Consider the following 20,668-nt stretch of genomic DNA (forward strand, 5'->3'; position numbering starts at 1 on the left):
GCCGATGGCGATGCGGGCTCACAACGCTCTGGGCACGGGCGGGCAAAGCGATTAGAGGCCGGGCAGAGGATACAGCGAAAGGAGCATGAATGATGCGCGAAATTGGCGTCGGCCTGATCGGCTATGGCCTTGCCGGGCGCGTGTTCCATGCCCCCTTTGTCGCGCTGACGCCGGGGCTGGCGTTGCGCGCCGTGGTCTCGCGCGATCCGGCCAAGGTCCATGCGGGCCTGCCGGGCATGACGGTCGTGCCCGATGTCGACGCCCTGCTGGCGCGGCCCGATGTGGATCTGGTCATTGTCGCCAGCCCCGATGACTATCACGCCCAGCACGCCATCGCCGCGCTGCGGGCGGGCAAGCATGTCGTGGTGGACAAGCCCTTTGCCACCACCGCCGCCGATGCCCGCGCCATGGCCCATACCGCCCGGATCAGCGGCAAGATGCTGACCGCCTTTCAGAACCGCCGCTGGGACGCCGATTTCCTCACCCTGCGTCGGCTGATCGGCGAAGGGCGTCTGGGCGAGATCGTCCATTTCGAAAGCCATTTCGACCGCTGGCGTCCAGTTCCCGCGGCGGTGTGGAAAGAGGCGCGCGCGGGCGGATCATGGCTCGACCTGGGGCCGCATCTGGTCGATCAGGCGCTGTGCCTGTTTGGCCGCCCGGATGCCGTCACCGCCGATCTGGCCGCGCTGCGCCCCGGTGCGCCCGCGCCCGACTGGTTTCATGTGGTTCTGCATTATCCCGGCCGCCGCGCCGTCCTGTGCTCCAGCAAACTGGCCGCCGACCATGCCTTGCGCTTTGCCGTGCATGGGACCGGGGGCAGTTGGATCAAACCGGGCATCGACCCGCAGGAACCGGCCATTTTGGGCGGCGCCGCGCCGGGCGGGCCGGATTGGGGGCTGGACCCGGCCATCGGATCTTTCACCGATGGCGCCGATCCGTCGCGATCCGCCCCCGTGCCCAATGAACGCGGCGACTATCGCCTGTTCTGGCAGGCTCTGGCCGATGCGCTGCACGGCAAGGGCGAAAACCCCGTCCCGGCCGAGCAGGCGATGGCGGTGATGGAAGTGCTGGAAGCGGGCATGGCCAGCGCCGAACAGGGACGCCGGATCAGCCTGAGCTGAGCTGCGCAATGGCGGCCGCGATCCGGGGATAGGTGCCGCAGCGGCACAGATTAGTCACGCCCGCGCGGATCGCGGCAGCATCGGGGCGCGGATTGGATTTGAGCAGTCCGGCCACCGCCATGATCATGCCGGGCTGGCAATAACCGCATTGCGGCACCTGGGCCGCCACCCATGCCGCCTGCACCGCATGAAGGCCCAGCGCCGGGGTCAGCCCCTCGATGGTGGTGATGCTGCGCCCCTGCGCCATATTCACCGGGATCTGACACGAACGCATCGGCTCGCCATCGACATGCACGGTGCAGGCGCCGCACAGCCCCGCCCCGCAACCGAATTTGGTGCCCGTCAGCCCCAGATCCTCGCGCAGGGCCCAGAGCAGGGGCGTGTCCTCGTCGGCCTCGAACTTGCGTTCCTGACCATTGACCGTGATCGTGATCATGCGTTTTCCAGTTCAAAACGAAGCGACAGAGGCAGGCGGCGCACCCGGCCCGCGCCCGCGTCCGCTATGGCATTGGCAAGGGCCGGGGCAATCGGCGGCGTCCCTGCCTCGCCCGCATTGCCCGGTTTGGCCCCGCTGGGGATCAGCGCGACCTCGATGGGCGGCACATCGGCCAGGCCGGGCAGGCGCACATCGTTGAAATTGCTGATCTGGGGCCGCCCATCGGCAAAGGAGACCCCGCCCCACAACGCGGCCTGAAGGCCAAAGATGATGCCGCCGCTGATCTGGCTTTCCACGCCCGCCGGATCGACCATCACCCCGCAATCAAACGCCGCCACGATCCGCCGGATCGCCAGCTTGCGCTTGCCCTTGTCGGCGCTCACCCGCACCTCGACCGCCTGCGCGCAGACATGGCCCTCATTATAGGTCAGCGCAATGCCGCGCCCCACGCCCTTCGCCTTGGGCCGATCCCAACCGATCATCGCGGCGGCCTTGTCCAGCGCGCGCTGGATGCGCGGCTCGCCCGAGAGCAGGTCGCGGCGATAGGCATAGGGATCGCGGCCCGCCGCCCGCGCCACTTCGTCGATGAAGCTTTCGGCAAAGAACGTGTTCTGGCTCATCATGACGGACCGCCAGAAGCCGACCGGGATCGCCAGATCGGCCTCGTGAAACTCCATCAGCTTCATCACGGGGGCATAGCAGCCATAGATCAGCAGCCCCGCCGCCGTGGGATCGGCCATGCCGGGAAAACCGCGACGTCCGTGATAGGTGTTGATCGATTGCCCCGCGATCCGGCTGTGGACCACGACCAAGGCCCCATCCGCGCCGATCCCGGCCACGCTCTTCACGCGATAGGCCGGGCGGAACTGGTCCATCGCCAGATCATTTTCCCGCGTCCAGATCAGTTTGACCCAGCGCCCCGGCACGGCCATCGCGGCCTGCATCGCCGGGATCGGGAAATCAGTCGCCCATTTGCGGCCAAACCCGCCGCCAAGGAAGGTTACCTCCACCCGCACCTTGTCGAGCGGCAAGCCCGCCATTTTGGCCGCCAGCGCCCGCACGTCCTCTGGCGATTGCATCGGCCCGCGCAGGGTCAATTGCCCATCGGCCAGAATCGCGCTGCAATTCAACGGCTCCATCGCGGCATGGGCCAGATAGGGTACGTCATAGTCGGCCTCTACCCGGCGCGGGGCGGCGGCGATGGCGGCCAGAACGGCAGCCTTGTCGCCCCCGCCCGCACGCGGCCGCATGGTGGAAAAATCAAAATCGGGAAAAGGCAGCGGCGCCTTTTCCGCAAAGGCGCGGGTCAGCGCGGCATCAATCGCCTTGTCATCCACTCCCGCCGTGGGCGAGGAAAGGACGGTCAGTTTCAACGCCTCCGCCGCCTTTTTCGCGGTCCAGAAACGCGAGGCCAGCACCGCATAGCCGCCATCGACCGGCACCACCGCCACGACGCCCGGCATGGCCTTCACCTGCGCCAAATTGGCCGCCTCAACCTTTGCACGCGGATGCGGGGCCAGCGCCAGCGCGCCCACCAGCATATCGGGGCGCATCACATCGACGCCGAACTCGGCCCGGCCCGTCACCTTGGGCAGCAGATCCTTGCGCGGGCCTTTGCCCCCGATCAGGCGGAAATCGGCAGGGGATTTCAGAGCCACATCGCCCGGCACCGGCAGACGCGCCGCCTCCGCCGCCAGCGCGCCATAGGTCAGCCGCCGCCCGCTGGCCGCATGAACCACCTCGCCGCCTTGGGTCGAGACTTGATCCACCGCCACGCCCCAGCGGGCCGCGCCCGCCGCCATCAGCATCATCCGCGCCGCCGCCCCGGCCCGGCGCAAGGGCAGGAAATAGCCCACCGTGGTCGCGCTGTTGGCCGTCATCTGCTTGCCCATGCCGGGGTTGATGAAGGCCCGGTCGGCCCATGGCAGCAGCACCTGCATCCGCGCCCAGTCGCAATCCAGCTCCTCACCGACAAGGCGGGCGAGGGCCTCCTGCGTCCCCTGCCCCATTTCGGACGAGGGGCAGGTGAAATGCACCGCGCCATCGGGCGCAATCGCGATCATCGCGCCAAAGCCCGCCTCGCCCTGCGCCCGCGCGGGAAAGCCAAAGCCCAGCGCCAGCACACCCGCGCCCAGCCCATGCAGCATTTCGCGGCGGCTGAGATTGAGCACGCGGCTCATTTGCCGTCCACCAGATCGCGCGCGACGCGGAAACCAAAAATCCAGCTCACCTGATCCTCGGGATCGCGCCCGCGCCATGTCACCCGGTTGCGGAAAGCCGCCGAGATCCAGCTTCCCCCGCGAACGGCGCGGCGCGGACATGCGCCCGAAACCTCATAGGCGCGGCCATCGCGCGGGGCCTCGGCGGGATAGGGCGCGACATAGCAATCCTGCGTCCATTCCCAGACATTGCCGATCATATCGTACAGGCCAAAGGCATTGGGCGGATAGGACCCCACCGGCGCCGCCCCGGCAAAACCATCGCGGCAAGGCACAGCCGCCGCCATGCCCCCCGCCCCGCCGAACACCGCCAGCGCGCCATCCTTCATCCCATCGCCGTCCAGCACATTGGCATGGACGCAGGCCTTGGCCGCGCCGCCTTCCCACGGGAATTCCTCGCTCGTGCCTGCGCGCGCGGCATATTCCCATTCCGCCTCGCTGGGCAGGCGATAGGGCTTGCCGGTCTTTTGGCTGAGCCAGGCGGTATAGGCTTTGGCATCGCGCCATGACACGCAGACCACCGGACGGTCGGGCGCACCATCACCCGCGTCCTCGCCCGGATGGCGGAAATCGGCATCGGGGATCGCCTCGATCTTGCCCGTTGTGCGGATCAGGCTGCGGCACCCGCGCGAGGAGGCATAGCCGGTAGCCGCGACAAAGGCGGCATAATCGCCATTGGTCACCTCGCGCGTGGCCAGCGCAAAGGCGTGGGCGATGGTGACGGGATGGCGCGCGCCTTCGGGCCGGTCGGCCTCGCCCGCATCGGCGCCCATGATGAAATGGCCCGCCGGGACCACCACCATCGCCGGACATACATCCTTGCAATCGCGGATCGCCTTCGGCGCGGCCATGGCAGGCGGGGAAACAGCCAGCGCCAATCCGGCCAGAAACCAGCGATATGTCATGATTGTCTCCCCAATGCCTTTGCGCCTGCGCGGCGCTCTTGGGGCAAAGACTGCCCTGCGCCGGGCGCGGGGCAGTCGCTGTTGTCACCATTGTCCGGCGAGCGGATAGAGCCGGTCAGCCAGCCCTTTCGGCCACCTCCAGCACCACGCGTTCGGAGCTTTCCATCGCGCTTTCCATGCCGTAATCGCTGCGCCGCGTATGCTCGCCGCAGAAATGGAGCACCTGCCACGGCTTGATGAAATCGCGGCCAAAGGCGTTGACCTGTCCGGGCGCCAGGCTGAAGCCGCAGCCCTTTTGCAGGGGGTCGCGCAGCCAGTCCTTATAGGCCACCACCTTGAGCAGCCCCTTGGACGCGGGACGCAGCCGTTCCAGTTCGGAGAGGATGAAAGGCACGGCGTGCTCACGCTGCGAAATAGCCTGCGCCACCTTGCCCACCATCACCACCATCGCGCGATGCTTGCCCTCGCCGGTGTGGTTGTCGATGCCCCAGAACATGCCGATCGGTCCGTCGGTCGAGAAACTGGCGGGCAGGCCGTCCGCCTTCCAGAAAGGCTTTTCCACGCTGAGATAGAGCCGCGCGGTGTTGGCATAGGGCATATGGGCAATGGCATCGCGCGCGATCGGATTGGGGCCGCCGGTGATCTCCACATCGCGCAGCATCGAGAAAGGCAGACTGGAGATCACAAAGCGCGCCTGATAGGCGCTGCCGTCGATGCAGGTCACGGTCGCGCCCTTGTCGCTCATCGCGATCCGGCCAACGCGTTTGTTCAAGCGCACCACATCGCCCAGTTTGGCCGCCATGGCGAAGGGCAGTTGCTGGGTGCCGCCCACGATATTGTTGATCGAGGAAAGCCCGTCGATGGCATTGTGATCGTTGGTTTCGCCAAAGGGATGGTCGCGCTGTTCATGCTCGCGCCCGCCGATGCGCCGGTCCGCCGCCCCGCGCGTCTCCTCCTGCCACATGCGCAGCATCGAGGTTTCATCGATGCCGATGCCGGGCGCCGAATAGGAGGCCAATTCGATGGCGGCGGGCGAATAGCCCTTCTGCACCATCAATTGCCGCAGCGAAATATCCTGCGAAGCCAGCGCCGGATCGAGCCAGTCCGACAATTCCTTGCACGGGTTCCACTTGCTCGTCACCGCCTGACCCATCAGCATCGGCGAAATCTTGCGCTCCTCGCCCACGGTCTTGTTAAGCGGGTTGTCGGCCCAGGTTTTCAGGTCGATCCACTGGTCCTTGTAACGGAAGCCAAAGGGCAGCAGGTCGCGGTCCTCCGGCGTCAGTTTCAGCCCGAATTTCATGCAGGCATCGATGATCCGCGCATAGCCGCGCCCGATCTGGCTGGCGCCCACATCCAGCTTGCCCTCGCTGGTGTCGAGCGTTTTCACCCGCCCGCCGACCATCGCGCCGGCCTCCAGCACCACGACCTTGAACCCCAGATCGCCCAGCATCAGCGCCGAATTGAGCCCCGAAAGGCCGCCGCCGATGATCACCACATCGGCCTTTTCCGCCGCCAGCACGCCCTTGGCCAGACCCGCCCCCGGCAGCATTGCCCCGGCGCCGATCAACCCGGCATTCATCAGAAAGTCGCGTCTGTCGAACATGCTCTTTTCCACCATTCTTCCTGTAAGGCCTTTCGCGGCGGCTGAGCCTCTCCGCGCATTGGGCAGCGTTGCTTGCAAATTATTGCATCACAACCGGCAATACTACGGCCATCAGCGTCGGATTTAACCGACACACGGCCAAAACCACGCTGAAGCGCTGCCCTGCGGACCGGCCGCATTGCATGGCCATGCACATTGCGGCGGGGTTTTGCACGAAATCCGTTGATCGCCCCCGCCGCCCGTTTCGGGGAGATCTGCATGAACTGGTCGCTTGTCCTGCTCACCCTGCTTCACCTGCTGGTGCCGATTTATTGGCTGGGCGGGGATCTGGGCACATTCTACAGCGCGGGCTTTATGATGGACGAAAAAAGGCCGGCAGGCGAACGCCTGCTGGCGCTGAAAATCATGAACGGGATCGACATGGCCCCGCGCACGGTGCTGATCCTGACGCTGCCGACGGGCCTGTCGCTGGCGGCGGCCAAGGGCTGGCTGGCCATCGCGCCATGGGCGCTGGCGGGACTGTGGGTGTTCGGCCTGATCTGGCTGGCGCTGGCCTGGGCGGTGCATCTGATCCATGGCTCGCGCGGGGCCTTGGCGCGCGGCATCGACATCAAGATCCGCTATGCGATGATCGCGCTGCTGGCCGGATCGGGTGTGGCGGGATTGACCGGTCATCTGGCCATGCCCTTCTTCATCGCCTGCAAACTGCTGGTGCTGGCGGCCTGTGTGACCACGGGCGTGATCGTGCGCTTTCAACTTGTGCCGCTGTTTCCCGCCATTGCCGCCATGAAGGCGCAGGGGGCCACACCCCAGAGCGACGCCGCCATCCGCAAGGTGTTGGGCCAGACGCGGCCCACGGTGCAATGCATCTGGGTGCTGGTGCTGATCGCCTGCGTGCTGGGGCTGGGCACACCGGTTTAATCCGCCACGCGGATAGGATGCTCTTTGTGCAAAATCGCCGCCAATATTTGCATCCATATTGCACATAAGGCGGCGCACCGGCGCCCCCACACCATGCCGGGGAATTATCATGCAACGCAAAGCCTTGATCGGCTGGGGCCTCGGCTCCTTCACCTCGGCGGCGCTGGTGGGGGCGGTCGGGCTGCTCCACCTGCGCTTCATGACCGATTCGCTGGGCATGGCGATGGGCGCGGCCGGGCTGCTGGTGGTGCTCTCCAAGATCTATGATGCCGCCATCGATCCGCTGGTCGGCCTGCTGTGCGACGCCACCAGCACGCGCTGGGGCCGCTATCGCCCCTATCTGGCGGGCGGCGGGCTGCTGGCGGCGCTCTCGCTGGTGATGTTGTTCAATGTGCCGCGCGGGTTGCAAGGCGCGGGGCTTCAGCTCTGGTCGGGCGCCTCGCTGCTGGTCTTTTCCACCGCCTATACGCTCTATCGCATCCCCTATCTGGCCATCGGGCGCCAGATCACGCAGGATTTCCATCAACGTTCGCGCCTGATGACTTTCAGCGTCTACGGCTCCTCCTTCGGCGGATTGGCGGCCACATCGGCCGCGCCATGGATGCTGGCCGCGCTCGGGGGAGACAGGGCGGCGCATGGGTTGCTGGCGCTGGTGCTGGCCGCGCTGGTGGCGGCGGGCGGGATCGGCACTTTCCTGCTGATCGACGGGCTGGAGGGCGAGGAGGCCCCGCCCGAAAGAAAGCGCCTGAGCTGGCGACAGGGCCTGTCCGCGATCCGCGCCAATCGGCGCTTCTGCCGCCTGATTGCCTTTAAGGTAACGATGTTTGCCGGGCTGACGCTGCATGGCGCGGCGCTGCCCTATTACACGCGCCATGTCCTGCACGCCTCGGACAAGAGCCTCGCCTCGATCTTCCTGCTCCAGACGCTGGGCATGATGGTCAGCCAGCCCGGATGGGTGCGGATTGCGGGCCGGTTTGGCCGCCGCCGCGCGCTGATGATGGCCGCAGGCGCGCAAACCTGCGCAATGCTGCTGTGGTATCTGGTGCCTGCGGGCCATCCGATGCCTTGGGTGCTGATGCTGGGCGGGGCCGAGGGCCTGTGTTTCGGGGGCCTGTTCTTCGGCCTCTACACCGTGCTGACCGACACGATGGACCACGCCCGCGCCCATCCCGCCATGGCCGACAGCGAGGGCGCGCTGGCCGGGGTTTTCGTGATGGTGGAAAAGGCTACCGCCGCCTTTGGCACCTTCATTTTCAGCACGATCATGAGCCATGCGGGCTTTGTCTCGGCCCGCGATGCGGGCAGTGCCCAAGGCGCAGGCGTGGTGCTGGGCATCGTCCTGTCCATGTCGATCCTGCCCGCGCTGGCCGCGATTTTGGCTTGCCTGTTCCTGCGGCGATCATCGGGCGATGAAATGGCCGGAGCGCCGCGCGAGGGTCTGCCCGCGACCATGGTGATCGGCGCGCTGGCCATGGTGATGGTGATCGGCACCGCGCCCTCCCCCGCCCGCGCGCAGGGGGCGGGCATCACCATCCCCCAGATCACCGCCGATGCGGGCGGTGTCTCGCATCTTTCCACCATCACCCTGCCCCGCGCGCCCGGCGCCGATCCGCTGCTGGTCAACGCGCGTCTGAATACCACCGACACGGAAATCGGGGTCAGCCCTCCCGGCACCTTCATCGACTGGCACCGGGTTTCCAGCCCGCGCCTGCTGGTGGTGCTGAGCGGCACGCTGGAGGTGGGACTGGGCGATGGCGCGATCCGGCAATTGCACGCGGGCGACATCGTTCTGGCCGCCGACACCACGGGGCGCGGCCATACCAGCCACGCCATCGGCACCGCGCCGGTGATGGCCATGACCATCCGCCTGCCGCGCGAAGAGCCATTGAAACCGCGCGCATCTTCCTGCCCCGATGGCGTGGCGCCGGGCGATTGCGTGGCCAACCATCTGAACATTCAGCACAATCCTCAACCCGTGCCCAAGCCCTGAGAGGACAATCCATGCCTGTCGAAATCACCGGTCTTGTTTCCCATAACCGGGGCACCCCGCTCCACCACGCGCCGCCTGACCAGTTCGACCCCGCCGCCATGCTGGAAAGCGCCAGAGCGCAGGAAGCGGCGGGCTATGACCGGGTGCTGATCGCCAACAATGCCCTGATGCCCGACAGCCACGCCATCGCGACCCATGTTCTGGCCGGGACGCAGCGATTGAAAGTCCTGCTGGCCCACCGGCCCGGCTTCATCGCCCCCACCATGGCGGCGCGGATGCTGACCACGATCGACAGGTTGGCGCCCGGTCGCATGGCCGTCCACATCATCGCCGGACCCAGCGACAAGGAGCTGGAGGCCGACGGCGATTTCACCGCCAAGCCCGACCGCTACGCCCGCGCCGATGAATATGTCGGCATTATGCGCCGGATCTGGGAAAGCCCCGTGCCCATCGACCACGAAGGGCGCTTCTATCGCTTCAATCAAGCCTTCAGCCCGGTAAAGCCCGGCGCGATTCCCGTCAGTTGGGCCGGAACATCGCCTGAGTCCATCGCCGCCTGCGGCCGCCACGCCGATCTCTTTGCCATGAGCGGTGACACGCTGGCCCATATCGCGGGCCATCGCGACCGCGTGCTGGCGGCAGCCCATGGCCGCCCGATAGGCTTCATGATGACCGTGCTGGTGATCCTTGGCGATACCGAGGCGCAGGCATGGGAAAAGGCCGATGCTGTCCTGCGCGATTTCCGCGCGATGATGGCGCGCCTGCCCGCGCCCCAAGGCCCCAGCAATTTCACCCAGGCCAGCCATGCGGGCGATGCCATCCTTTCCAGCGCCCAGAGCGCCCATCGCCATGACCGCTGCCTCTGGCTGGGCGTGACCCATCTGGCGCAGGGGCGCTTTGGCAATCAGGCCGCGCTGGTCGGCACGCCCGATCAGGTCTGCGCCGCGCTGATGGATTATTACGCCATGGGCATCACGCGCTTTCTGATCCGCGGTTTCCGCCCCGATCAGGACGTGGCCGAATATGGCGAAAAACTCTTCCCCCGCCTGCGCGCCGCCGCGCTGGCCCATGATGCGTCAAGCCAAGGAACCATCCGATGACCATGCAATATGCGATTACCCAGGACCATATCGACACCTATGCGCGCGACGGCGTGGTGGTGCTGCGCGGATTGCTGGATGCGGATTGGATCGCGCGGATGCAGGCGGCCATTGCCCGCGTTGCCGCCGATCCGGGGCGCTACGGCACGCTGGGGCCGTCGAACGGGGCGATGCTCTCGGTCTGCTATCTGTGGCGCAATGATCCCGATTTCCGCGCCTTTGTGATGGAAAGCCCGATTGCCGAGGCCACCGGCCGCGTGATCGGGGCGGATCATATCCGCATGTATCACGATCATCTGTTTTCCAAGCCTCCGCTCAGCCCCTCGATCATGCCATGGCATTGCGACGAGACGGCATGGCCGGTCAGCGGAGAAATGGCGCCCAATATCTGGACAGCCTTTACCCCGGTGAACAAGGAAAACGGCCGGATCGAATATGTCGCCGGGTGGCATCGGCATTGCGTGGAGAAGGGTTTGACCTTTGGCTTTCGCCCCGATCAGGCCGATGGCCTGTGCCCTAATTTCGAGACCGAGCGCGACAATCCCGATTTCGCCTTCCGCTTTGTCACTTTCGATATGGAGCCGAGCGATGCCGTGATCTTTCACCCGCATACGCCGCATTTTTCCAAAGGCAATGACAGCCCCGCTCTGGCCCGCACCGGATTGGCGGTGCGCCTGTTCGGGCATGACGTGCGCTGGCGCAATGCGCCCTACAAGGCGGCGATCCCCGGCGTGGAGGCGATGCCCGAGGGCGAATTGGTCGATGGGGCGCAGGATGTCTTGCCGATCCTGTGGCGCCGTGATGATCTGCGCGTGAGCGCATAAGGAGCAATGCGATGATGAACCGCCGCGATATGGCCAAGATGATCGGAATGGGCGCCGCAATGATGGCAGGCGGGGCCGCCGCAGCGCCAAGGGGGGCTGTGCCGAAGGGACCGGGGCCGATTGTTCCCCCCGCTGGACCATGGACGCGACAGGGCGAGATCCGGCGCGGCGGGGGCGTGCTGCATTACGCCATTTTGGGCGAGGCGCGGGCCGGAGTTCCGCCCGTCATCCTGCTCCACAAGCTGGGCGGATGGCTGGCCGACTGGCGGCAGGTCGCCCCGGCCCTTGCGCAGGGGCGTCAGGTGATCGCCTTCGACCTGCCCGGCCATGGCGCATCACGGATGGAGGGGCCGCCGCCCTATATCCACACGTTGGGCGAGACGGCGGCCATGCTGTTTGGCGCGCTGGACGAGATGGAAATCCCGGTGGTCGATGTGATGGGCACCTCGCTGGGGGGCTGCCTTGGCGTGGTCATGGCGGCGGCAAATCCCGATCGCGTCCGGCGCCTGGGGGTGATTTCCAGCGCGCTGGGCGGGCGCAAAACGCTGGAGGAAGTGCGCCAGGCGGTGGATGTGAAATTGAAGCCGATCTTTGATGCGGGCGGCCATCCGATGCCCACAGGGCCGGAATTGCTGGTGAACACTTTTGGCATGGTCCATGCCGATGCGATCAACGGCGAGGGAATCCAGAGCCGTCAGGCCGCCGATCTCTGGCTGCAGCCGAGCGAGCGCGGCGTGGGCGTGACCGATCTGAAGGCGGCGCTGCGCCGGGTGGAATGCCCCACCCTGCTGGTCTATGGCCAGTTCGACAAGGCCTACCAGCGTTTCCGCCCCTTTGCCGAGGCGGTGCTGCGCCGGGGCGAGACGGTGGTGGTGCCCGAGAGCGGCGCATGGGTAATTCAGGACAATCCGCAGGCCACCGCGCCCTTGCTGGCGCGCTTTCTGGACGCGGTATAACGCAAGCAAAAAGAACCCGGGCCAACGCGGCCCGGGCCAGTGAGGGTCGTTGCAGGCGCGGCGGCCTTTTTGCCGTCTTTGCCCGGTTCCTTGGCTCCCTTTGCCGCAAAGGCAGGGCGCGAATTGTGAATTTTGCGCAATTTCATTCAATTCATTATGCACAATATTGCGATAATTTGTGCAATTATGCCGCCTTACCGCCCCTGTCCGACAGGCGGACACTCCGCGCGCGCCTGCCAAATTGCGGGCCGAAGCCGCGCAAGGCTGATCGGCCGCAGGGCATCACCGCCGCCGGGTTTGACAATTCGTGCAACACTCGTAAGCCTGATGCACAGACCTTCACCCCTTCACGGACCAGCAACCGATCGCATGAAGCCCAAAGGCCCCTCCAAACCCGCCGCCCGAACCACCGCCCCCAAGGCCATCGGGCGCAAGGTCAGCGCCGACGATGTGGCGCGCATGGCGCAGGTTTCGCGCTCGGCGGTGTCGCGCACCTTTACGCCGGGGGCCAGCGTCGCGCCCCAGACCCGCGCCAAGGTGCTGGCTGCCGCGCAGGCGCTGGGCTATCGCCCGCAATCGGCCAGCAGCCAGCAGAATCACGGCCGCCCCAAGCGCGCCGCCGTGATCATGGCCAACCTGTTTTCGCCCTATTTTTGCCATATGTACGCGATGTTCGAGGACGAATTGCGCCAGCGCGGCTTCGAGGTGGTGTGGCGGATTGTCAGCGATCTGGCGTTGCTGGACGTGACCGTGTCGGACATGGTCGATGAACAGGTTGACGGCATTATCGTACTCTCGGCCGTGCCGGGCGCGGCGGTGCGCAAAAAGGTCGTCGCGGCCAGCATTTCGCTGGTGGTGCTCGATCGGCAGGATGTGGTCGAAGGCGCCGCTCTGGTATGGATCGACGGGCCGGAAATCGGGCGCAGCATTGCACAGTTGATGCAAAAGGAAGGGCGCAGCCGCCCCGCCGCGATTGCCGCCAATCCGCGCCGCCTGACCGAATTGCAGGCCTTTGCCCATGCCATGGAAACGGGCGGCAGCGCGCCGTGTCGCTGGGTGGATACGGGCTGGACCTATGAAAACGGGATCACTGCCGCGCGCGTCCTGTTTGCAGGCGAGGATCGGCCCGACGCGATCTTTGCCGCCTCGGACTATCTGGCGGTGGGCATTGTCGATGTGGCGCGCAAGGAATTCGGCCTGCGCGTACCCGAGGATGTCTCGGTGGTCGGCTTTGGCGACACGTCGCAATCGCGCTGGCTTTCCCATGCCACCTCCTCGATCCACCTGCCGCTGCTCTCGCTGGTGCAGACGGCGGTGTCGACCATGGCGGGGCGGCTGGGGCCGAATGTGGCGCCGCCGCCGCGCATCTGGCTGGCCTGCGATGTGATCGAGCGCGAGACGACGCTGGGGCTGAGTTTTGCCAACAACCCCGCCGCCATCCCGCAATATGCCGATTAGGCGATGAGGCGCGATTCCACCACGCCGCCGCCGTTGATGCGATGCGCCTTGCCCGCCAGATATTGCGGGGAATTGACATAAGCGCGGGCGCGCTCCGCATCGGCAAAACGCAGGACCACCACCAGTTCGGCAGGATCGACATCGCCTTCGAGCACCTCGGCCACCTTGCCGCGCAGCACATATTCGCCGCCGAATGTCTCGGCAACGCCTGCCACAGCCTTCAGATATTCGGCGAATTTTTCCCGATCATGCACGCGGACCGTGGCGACAATATAGGCAGGCATAAGCCCTCCTCTGGAATGGGGCGAACCCGAAGGCCCGCCCCGAACAGGTTTACATCTTGACCTTCACCTGAAGCCCGAAAGTTCGCAGATCCGGCAGCCCCACCAAAAGGGCCGAGAAATAGGCCGAATGGGCAAAGCTGGGGTCCAGCACATAATTGTCGGTGAGCGAGTTGTAGGTCTTGTCGTTGAGCAGGTTGTTGACGAAAACATCGACCGCGACCCGCCCCTTGGACACGCCCGCGCGCAGATTGAACTTATGCGCGTCCGGCGTCTTGGCGATATTGGCCTCGTTCGACCACATGCCCGACTTGAAATTCCAGTCAAGACGGGTGAACCACTTGCCATCGGCCACATTCTTCAGGTCGCCGCCCAGAATGACGCCGACATTGGCCGAATATTTCGACGTATATTTCATTTCCTTGCCGGAAAAGTCATAGATGCCGGTCAACTGGCTGATGGTCGTGCTGCGGAAATATTTGATATCGCTGCCGTTCATCGCACCGCTGGCTTCGATGCTCAACAGGTCGCTGACCTTCCAGTTGGTGTCCAGTTCAACGCCGTAAAGATCAACCGAACCCGAATTGGCCGAGGTGTTGATGAAGGTGAAGCCAGTGGAGGTGGTGGGATCGGCGGCCACGATGGTGATCGCGTTGATCTGGTTGCGCCACTGGGCATAATAGGCCGCCGCCGTATAGCGCAGGCGACCGTCCAGCGCCTTGCCCTTCATGCCGATTTCGTAATTGGTGATCTTTTCTGGCGCGATGGTCAATTGCCCCCCCGCGGCCAGAGCAGCGGCCTGAACCGAGGCGGACTGGGCCAGAATGGTGGTGTTGAACTGCGCCGGATTCACGCCCTTGGCCCATGAGGCATAGACCATGGTGCGCGGATTGATCTGCCAGTTGACGATCGCGCGCGGGGTGAAATTCTTGTAGGTCTGCTGCACCAGCAGCGCATTGCCCGCATAGGTGCCCGCCGGAATGAAGGCGCTCGACGCGATGGTCTGGCCGCCCGAACGTGCATAGGCGCCCAAAGTATCAATCTGATAGCGCCCCTCGATGCTGGCAGAGAGGTTGGGCAGGACATCATAGGTCAGGCCGAAGAACATGCCCGTGGTGCGGTTCTCGCTCTTGCCGCCCGGCACCAGCAGCGATGCCGTCAACGCGCCCGTGCCGCCGCCGCCGCCCGACCATGTGTCGGCCTTCAGATAGCTGACCCCGGCCACCGCGCGCAGCGGACCGTGATTATAGGCCAAACGCCCTTCCATCGACCAGTCCATGTTGCGGCGTTCGACCAGATAGGGGAAATCGTAATATCCCTTGGGATTGGTGGTCGAAGGGAAGCCGGAGGAATCGAACCCGTCCAGATCGATCAGCGTCGACCAGACCTCGCGGTTATACCCGGCCAGGAAATCGGCGGTCAGGTCGCTGGAGATCTTGTAATTGACCGCCGTATGCGCATGCTGGCTCTTGCGCAGCAGGCCATAGCCATCGACGCTGTCGCTGGTCGGAATGACCCGGTTCGAGGTCAGCGCGAGGAACTGCTTGATGGCGTCGGTGTTGACCGTGTTGGCCGAGATCGGATTGATCAGGCCCGGCACCGTGCCGCAGATATAGGCGTTGGACACCGTGCTGCCAAAACCCTGCACCCCGCGCGAATTGCCATTGAGCGTGCAGTTCGACTGATTGGCCGCCACCAGCGCGCCGGAAGCCGTCTTGATGTCATAGCCATAGAGGCGCGTCTGGGCAGGCGCGCCGTCGCGGTCCTCGCTCATCATGCCGAACAGTTTCATGGTCAGCTTGGGGCTGGGCTTGAACACGATCAGCGCGGTGCCGGTGGTGGTCTTCTGGTCGCCCAGCGTGCTGCCGTCATAGGCATTGCGCCACGATCCGTTCTTGGAAAACCGTTCGCCCGTCACGCGAAAGGTCAGCATGTCGCCGATGATCGGCCCTTCGACCGTGCCTTGCAGCCGGTAATTGGCGCGGGTGCCGACCATGCCGGTCATTGAGCCCGCCCATTCGCCCTTGGGCTCCTTGGTGGTTACGTTGATCGCGCCGGCAAAGGTGTTGCGGCCGTAATAGGCGCTTTGTGGGCCTTTCACCACATCGACCTGCGCCGGATCGGACACCGAGGTCACCTGCGAGGGCGAGGACACCGGCACGCCGTCGATGAACATCGAGGTGGTCGTGGCCAGCGTGGTCGAGGGTGTGAAGCCGCGCAGCACGATCTGCTGGAACGAGCGGTCGGCATGGCCCGACGAGTTGTTGTTGACATTGACCCCCGGCGTCGAACTGGCCAGATCGGTGATCGAAACGATGCCGCGCTGTTCCAGCGCCGCAGCGGTCAGGGCCGTCACGGTGACGGGAACTTTCAGAATATCCTCGGACCGCTTGCGCGCGGTCACGGTGATGGCGCCCAGATCATTGGCGGCATCGGCGCCGGCCGGTTCAGCAGCCTGAGCCGGACCGGCGGCGGCCAGTGTGGCGCCCATCGCCAGCGCCGAGGCGGCCAGATGGTAGATGGAGAGAGAACGGATCGGTCGTGGGTAACGCATCATGGTGATAACCCCTCATTTCAAGCCACCCTATGCAGGGCGGCAGCTTTCATCCCGGAAAATTGTGTGGGGCGGTCCTGCGTTTCGCCCCGGCATTGGTGCTGTTTGGCCGGGCGTTATGCTCGCCCGTTGGCATCCCGGCGCAGGTGGGCATCATGAACGAATGTGCACATGCCTGCGCCTTGGATGGGCAAAACTTGCATCACCATCCGTTTTCCTGATGCACGATATGAGGCCTGTTCGCCTGTCGGATGATGGATCAGCGCGCCCGATCCGTGCAAAATCGCCCAAGACAAGGGGCATGGCGACAGAGCGCCCGGTCATGAAGCGAGCTTTTTCCGTCATTTCTCGGCCATAAATCCGCCTGTCGGATGTCCCGGCGCCGCATCTTGGAACCGCAAAGATGATGCACATCAATGCATCTATCTTGCAAGAAAGGATGCCCACATGCCCGATGAAGCACCGCCCAGTCCCCCGCGCCGCGCCCTGATGCGCCATCTGATTCTGGCGGGCATGGCCACTCCCCTTGCCGCCCCGCTCGCCGCGCAGGCCCCGGCGCCAAGCCCCCCGCCCTTTCCCCTCGATTTCCATGGCACGGGGCCGATCCCGTGGTTTGCCCGTGCCTTCCACCTCTACACCGCACCGGACGGCAAGAGCCGGATCGAAAGCCTGCCCGTCAACGCCCCCGCGATGGGCGAAATCGCCCTGTTCCTGCGCCGCGAGGCCGAGCGCGTCTCCATCGGCGGCACCGCGCCCAACGCCGGTTTCAGCTTTCATGTCGCCAACCAGCCGACCCTGTTGATCCCGATTTTCGGCACGATGCTGATCGGGCTGGAGGACGGATCATTCCACGAATTGCGCCATGGCGACATCGCCATCGCCGAGGATTGCAGCGGCAAGGGCCATATCTCACGCGCCGGGCCGCAGGGTTCGTTCATGGCCTCGGTGCAAATGCCCAAGGCGCTATGCCCCACAATAGGCAGCAGCGAGCGCGACAGGCTGTGGTTTCGATGAGCGCCTATCAGGCCGTCGCGATCATGCCCACAGCCGACGGCGGATCGCGCCTGCTCGACATGCCGCTGGCGCTCTGCCGCAAAACACAGGCCGGTCTTTGGGAAGGCATCTCGGGCGCCACCGGATGGGGTATCACCCAAGGAACCGGCGAGGGCTATGGCGAGTGGCACAATTCGGCCATGGCGGGTCTGTCGATCGTGCTGCGCGGATCATGGGCGGTCGAGGCGGGCGATGGGGCGCGGCGCGTGCTGCGCCCCGGTGATATGCTGGTCATGCTGGACACGGTGGGGCGCGGCCATCGCTCCTATCCGCTGGAGCAGCCCTGCACGGTGATCGGCATCGCCTTTGACGCGCCAACCGAGGCAAGGATGAGGCAGGAGGCCGCTGCGATCAGCTAAGGAAGGCCAGAATCGCGGGCGCAATTTCGACCGCGTCAAAAGCCAGAAACCCATGCGCCCGACCCGGCAAGGGCCACAGCCGCCCATGGCGCAGCAGCGGGGCCACCTGCTGCGTCACCTCCCAGAGATCATCCTGCGCATTGATGACCAGCGCCTGTTGCTCCACCCGCGCCAGCGCCCCAAGGAAATCATAGCGATAGACGCCGATATAGCCCCAAGGCATCCGCGCGCCCAGCCGCAAGCATTCCGCCATTGCAACGTGGCGCTGCTCGCTGGTCATGCGCGCATCGCCCAACTCGCCAAAGATCGCCCAGAGCTGTTCGACATGGGCAAGGTCGGCGCCGGGGCGCGGGAATTTCTCCATAAGCAGCGCCAGTCGTCGCTCGCGCTCATGCTCGGGATAGGCGGCCAGACCGAACAGCACCAAGCGCCGCACACGATCAGGCAGACGGACCGCCAGTTCGGTCGCGATGATCGAGCCGGTATGCGCGCCCATCACATCAAAATTCCCGCCCGCGATCTCTCCGCGCGCGGCCAGATGGTCGATCAGATCGGCCATCACGCCGGCAAAATCGGGGATCGAGGCAGGCTCGGGCGGCACATCGCTCATGCCATAACCGGGCGTGTCGGGCGCAATCACCACCCGCCCCCGCGCCAGCAGCGGCAGGATCGGCATCCATTCATAGGAATTGCTGGGCGTCTGATGCAGCACCAGCAAGGGCGGCTGTGTCACCGGTCCATCCGGGCGGACAATCCGGTAATGCAACTGGCCGAAACGGCTGGGCGCATAGGCTTTTTCAACAAGCATCCAATTTCTCCTGCGCCCGCGCGGCCACCGCCGCCAGCAAGGCCGAAAGGGACAGGGCAACCCCGCCCACCAGCGCCATCGACCAGCCCACACGGGCCGGATCGGCAAATACACGCTCGGTCAGCGTCGCCACGGCCAACGGCCCCAGCGAGCCGCCGATCATCGTCATCACAAAGGCATAAAGCGCGACAGCCAGCCCGCGCGCCTCAACCGGCACCGCCTCGGCCAGAATGGAGAGCATCGTCGTGCCATAGATCGCGCTCGTCGCCATGACCGTGGCGGTGATCGCCAAGGCGCCCGCGCCGCTCTGGCTGACAAAGCCCATGCAGGCCGGGATGGTCAGCAGCGCCAGCAAGGCGCTCATCCGCAATTTGGCCACCGTTCCGCCTGCCCGCGCCACACGGTCCACGACGATCGCGGCCAGCCCGGCCCCGATCAGCGAACAGACCATCTGCGCCGCACCCAACTGCTTGCCCACATCGGCGGGCGCGTAATGATAGGCCCGCCCCAGCAAAGCCGCGCCCCAGCCCGAGGCCGCCGCCGCTCCCATCGCAAACAGCGCCACCGCGCCATAGAGCGGCAGCAGCACCCCGCGCCGCGCCGCCATGTCGGCAAAGGGCAGGCTGAGCGGCTGCGCGCTATTCGCGCGCCGCGTCTGGGCAATGGAAAGCAGCAGCAGCGCCACCGGCAGCCCCGCCAGCCCCATCAGCACAAAGGCGATCCGCCACGGCGCCAGATCCGCAATCCCAGGCCATCCGGCAAAACCGCCCGCCGCGCCCGCCTGAAGCACCGCCCCGGTGGCCATCGAACCAAGGCCATAGGCCACCATGCTGCCCAGCACATAGAGCGCCATGGGCCGCCCGCGCCTGTCCGGAGCAAACATCTCGCCGATCATGCCCACCGCGCAGGGGCCCAGCACCGCTTCGCCCACGCCGATCACCAGCCGGGCGAGGAACATCTGCACAAATGTCTGCGCCAAACCGCAGGCGATGGTGCCTGCGCTCCACACCAGAATGCCGCCGAACAGCAGACGCCGTCGGTTGACCCGATCCGCGACATAGCCGAGCGGCAGCCCCACCGAAACATAAAAGACAGCAAAGGCAAAGCCTTGCAGCAAGGCAATATCCACCTCGCCAATCGCCAGATCGCGCCGCACCGGATCGACCACCAGCGCCAGCATCCCGCGATCCACCGTCGAAACCACCTGCGCGATGCACAGGATCAGCACCGCGCTCCACGCGCGCCACGGCTTCATGCCGCGGGCCCGGCGGGATTGTTGACCGGCACACCCGCCCCATTGATCGCGCGCGATTGCGGGCCAAGCAGAAAGGCGATGACATCGGCAATCGCATCGGGATGGGTCCATTTGGCCGGATCGGCGCGGGGCATATCGCGGCGGTTGGCGGGCGTGTCGATTACGCCCGGCAGCACCGCATTGGCGCGAATGCCGCGCGGGGCCAGTTCGACGCCAAGCGCCTCGACCACGCGCAAAACGGCGGATTTGGCCGAGGCATAGGCCGCCATGCCCGCCCCTGCGCGCGCCGCCGCCATGCCGCCCACGGCGACAATCGCCCCGCCCTCGGCCATATGCGGCACGGCGGCCTGCACCACCGCGATCAGGCTTTCGACATTGCCCGCCTGCATCGCGCGCCAGTCCTGCGGCGTGCATTCCAGCAGGCGCTGCATGGCAAAGCCCCCGGCCAGATGCACCACGCCGTCCAGCCCGCCCAGCGCGCGCGCCGCCTGTGCCACCACCTGCGCGGCGGCATCGCGATCGGCCAGATCGACCGGGCCGAACCAACCGGGCGCATCAGACGCGCCATGGCGCCCCGCCACCGGCGCCACACGCCAGCCCTGCGCCGTCAAGCGCGCCATCGTGGCCATGCCCAGAGCGCCGCCCGCCCCGGTGATCAGCACTCTTTTATCCGGCACAGAATCCGCCCTTTCCAACCGCGCGCATGGCGGATGCACCCATGTGCAGCCCTTGCGCGCCGCATCGCCTTTTCCCCTGCACTCCATCCGGCAGGAGATCGGGCGATACGCCATTCACTCACTTGCACAATTTCTTGCACATCTT

Annotated in this window: 18 protein-coding genes; 9 read left to right on the forward strand and 9 right to left on the reverse strand. The window is 65.7% G+C overall.

What is annotated here, in order from left to right:
* The first annotated feature begins 89 nt into the window (after window positions 1–89).
* Window positions 90–1,121, forward strand: coding sequence for an oxidoreductase (locus BGP00_RS02725; protein ID WP_292921536.1), 1,032 nt, complete (start codon window positions 90–92; stop codon window positions 1,119–1,121).
* Here BGP00_RS02725 and BGP00_RS02730 read toward each other — a convergent pair.
* The 4 genes from BGP00_RS02730 to BGP00_RS02745 form a co-directional block, all read right to left on the reverse strand.
* The gene (locus tag BGP00_RS02730) at window positions 1,108–1,557 is read right to left on the reverse strand and encodes a (2Fe-2S)-binding protein (RefSeq protein ID WP_292921534.1); all 450 of its coding nucleotides are present in this window, start codon (window positions 1,555–1,557) and stop codon (window positions 1,108–1,110) included. The two genes, BGP00_RS02725 and BGP00_RS02730, sit on opposite strands and share 14 nt — an antisense overlap.
* Window positions 1,554–3,737, reverse strand: coding sequence for a molybdopterin cofactor-binding domain-containing protein (locus BGP00_RS02735; protein WP_292921532.1), 2,184 nt, complete (start codon window positions 3,735–3,737; stop codon window positions 1,554–1,556). The genes BGP00_RS02730 and BGP00_RS02735 overlap by 4 nt, the downstream gene beginning before the upstream one ends.
* Window positions 3,734–4,681, reverse strand: a complete 948-nt coding sequence (locus BGP00_RS02740; protein ID WP_292921530.1) for a formylglycine-generating enzyme family protein — start codon at window positions 4,679–4,681, stop codon at window positions 3,734–3,736. Before BGP00_RS02740 ends, BGP00_RS02735 begins: the two co-directional genes overlap by 4 nt.
* Before the next feature lie 115 nt (window positions 4,682–4,796).
* Window positions 4,797–6,287: an FAD-dependent oxidoreductase gene (locus BGP00_RS02745; protein WP_292921528.1), complete on the reverse strand. Its 1,491-nt coding sequence runs from the start codon at window positions 6,285–6,287 to the stop codon at window positions 4,797–4,799.
* 258 nt (window positions 6,288–6,545) lie between these two features.
* Between BGP00_RS02745 and BGP00_RS02750 the strand changes: the two genes are divergently transcribed.
* The 6 genes from BGP00_RS02750 (at window position 6,546) to BGP00_RS02775 (ending at window position 13,536) form a co-directional block, all read left to right on the forward strand.
* Window positions 6,546–7,208, forward strand: a complete 663-nt coding sequence (locus BGP00_RS02750; protein ID WP_292921526.1) for a hypothetical protein — start codon at window positions 6,546–6,548, stop codon at window positions 7,206–7,208.
* Window positions 7,209–7,317: 109 nt separating this feature from the next.
* On the forward strand, window positions 7,318–9,198 hold the full coding sequence (locus tag BGP00_RS02755) for an MFS transporter (RefSeq protein ID WP_292921524.1): 1,881 nt from the start codon (window positions 7,318–7,320) through the stop codon (window positions 9,196–9,198).
* An 11-nt stretch (window positions 9,199–9,209) separates the two neighbouring features.
* Window positions 9,210–10,298 (forward strand): LLM class flavin-dependent oxidoreductase, encoded by a 1,089-nt coding sequence (locus BGP00_RS02760; protein WP_292921522.1) that lies wholly within the window; start codon window positions 9,210–9,212, stop codon window positions 10,296–10,298.
* Complete coding sequence (locus BGP00_RS02765; RefSeq protein ID WP_292921521.1) at window positions 10,295–11,122, forward strand: phytanoyl-CoA dioxygenase family protein; 828 nt, start codon at window positions 10,295–10,297, stop codon at window positions 11,120–11,122. The genes BGP00_RS02760 and BGP00_RS02765 overlap by 4 nt, the downstream gene beginning before the upstream one ends.
* Before the next feature lie 11 nt (window positions 11,123–11,133).
* On the forward strand, window positions 11,134–12,078 hold the full coding sequence (locus tag BGP00_RS02770; protein WP_292921520.1) for an alpha/beta fold hydrolase: 945 nt from the start codon (window positions 11,134–11,136) through the stop codon (window positions 12,076–12,078).
* Between the two features lie 369 nt (window positions 12,079–12,447).
* Entirely contained in the window at window positions 12,448–13,536 is a 1,089-nt protein-coding gene (locus BGP00_RS02775) for a LacI family DNA-binding transcriptional regulator (protein ID WP_292921519.1), read from the forward strand.
* Here the strand turns inward: BGP00_RS02775 and BGP00_RS02780 are convergent.
* Together BGP00_RS02780 and BGP00_RS02785 are read right to left on the reverse strand one after the other, a co-directional pair.
* Complete coding sequence (locus BGP00_RS02780) at window positions 13,533–13,820, reverse strand: DUF1330 domain-containing protein (protein ID WP_168601530.1); 288 nt, start codon at window positions 13,818–13,820, stop codon at window positions 13,533–13,535. The two genes, BGP00_RS02775 and BGP00_RS02780, sit on opposite strands and share 4 nt — an antisense overlap.
* Window positions 13,821–13,869: 49 nt before the next feature.
* The gene (locus BGP00_RS02785; RefSeq protein ID WP_292921514.1) at window positions 13,870–16,374 is read right to left on the reverse strand and encodes a TonB-dependent receptor; all 2,505 of its coding nucleotides are present in this window, start codon (window positions 16,372–16,374) and stop codon (window positions 13,870–13,872) included.
* A 444-nt stretch (window positions 16,375–16,818) separates the two neighbouring features.
* Here BGP00_RS02785 and BGP00_RS02790 point away from each other — a divergent pair, with 444 nt between their 5' ends.
* Both BGP00_RS02790 and BGP00_RS02795 read left to right on the forward strand, forming a co-directional pair.
* Entirely contained in the window at window positions 16,819–17,385 is a 567-nt protein-coding gene (locus tag BGP00_RS02790; RefSeq protein ID WP_292921512.1) for a hypothetical protein, read from the forward strand.
* Window positions 17,382–17,783, forward strand: coding sequence for a hypothetical protein (locus BGP00_RS02795; protein ID WP_292921510.1), 402 nt, complete (start codon window positions 17,382–17,384; stop codon window positions 17,781–17,783). The genes BGP00_RS02790 and BGP00_RS02795 overlap by 4 nt, the downstream gene beginning before the upstream one ends.
* On the opposite strand, the gene BGP00_RS02800 is transcribed toward BGP00_RS02795, so the two are convergent.
* From BGP00_RS02800 to BGP00_RS02810, 3 genes are read right to left on the reverse strand one after another with little or no spacing between them, the layout of a single operon-like run.
* A complete protein-coding gene (locus tag BGP00_RS02800) occupies window positions 17,776–18,591 on the reverse strand; it encodes an alpha/beta hydrolase (RefSeq protein WP_292921508.1) in 816 nt (271 codons plus the stop codon). The genes BGP00_RS02795 and BGP00_RS02800 overlap by 8 nt on opposite strands.
* Window positions 18,581–19,846 (reverse strand): MFS transporter, encoded by a 1,266-nt coding sequence (locus BGP00_RS02805; RefSeq protein WP_292921506.1) that lies wholly within the window; start codon window positions 19,844–19,846, stop codon window positions 18,581–18,583. The genes BGP00_RS02800 and BGP00_RS02805 overlap by 11 nt, the downstream gene beginning before the upstream one ends.
* Window positions 19,843–20,523 (reverse strand): SDR family oxidoreductase, encoded by a 681-nt coding sequence (locus BGP00_RS02810; RefSeq protein ID WP_292921504.1) that lies wholly within the window; start codon window positions 20,521–20,523, stop codon window positions 19,843–19,845. The genes BGP00_RS02805 and BGP00_RS02810 overlap by 4 nt, the downstream gene beginning before the upstream one ends.
* Between the last annotated feature and the right edge of the window lie 145 nt (window positions 20,524–20,668).

It is taken from the genome of Novosphingobium sp. 63-713, from assembly GCF_001898925.1.
In the GTDB taxonomy this organism is placed as follows: Bacteria; Pseudomonadota; Alphaproteobacteria; order Sphingomonadales; family Sphingomonadaceae; genus Novosphingobium.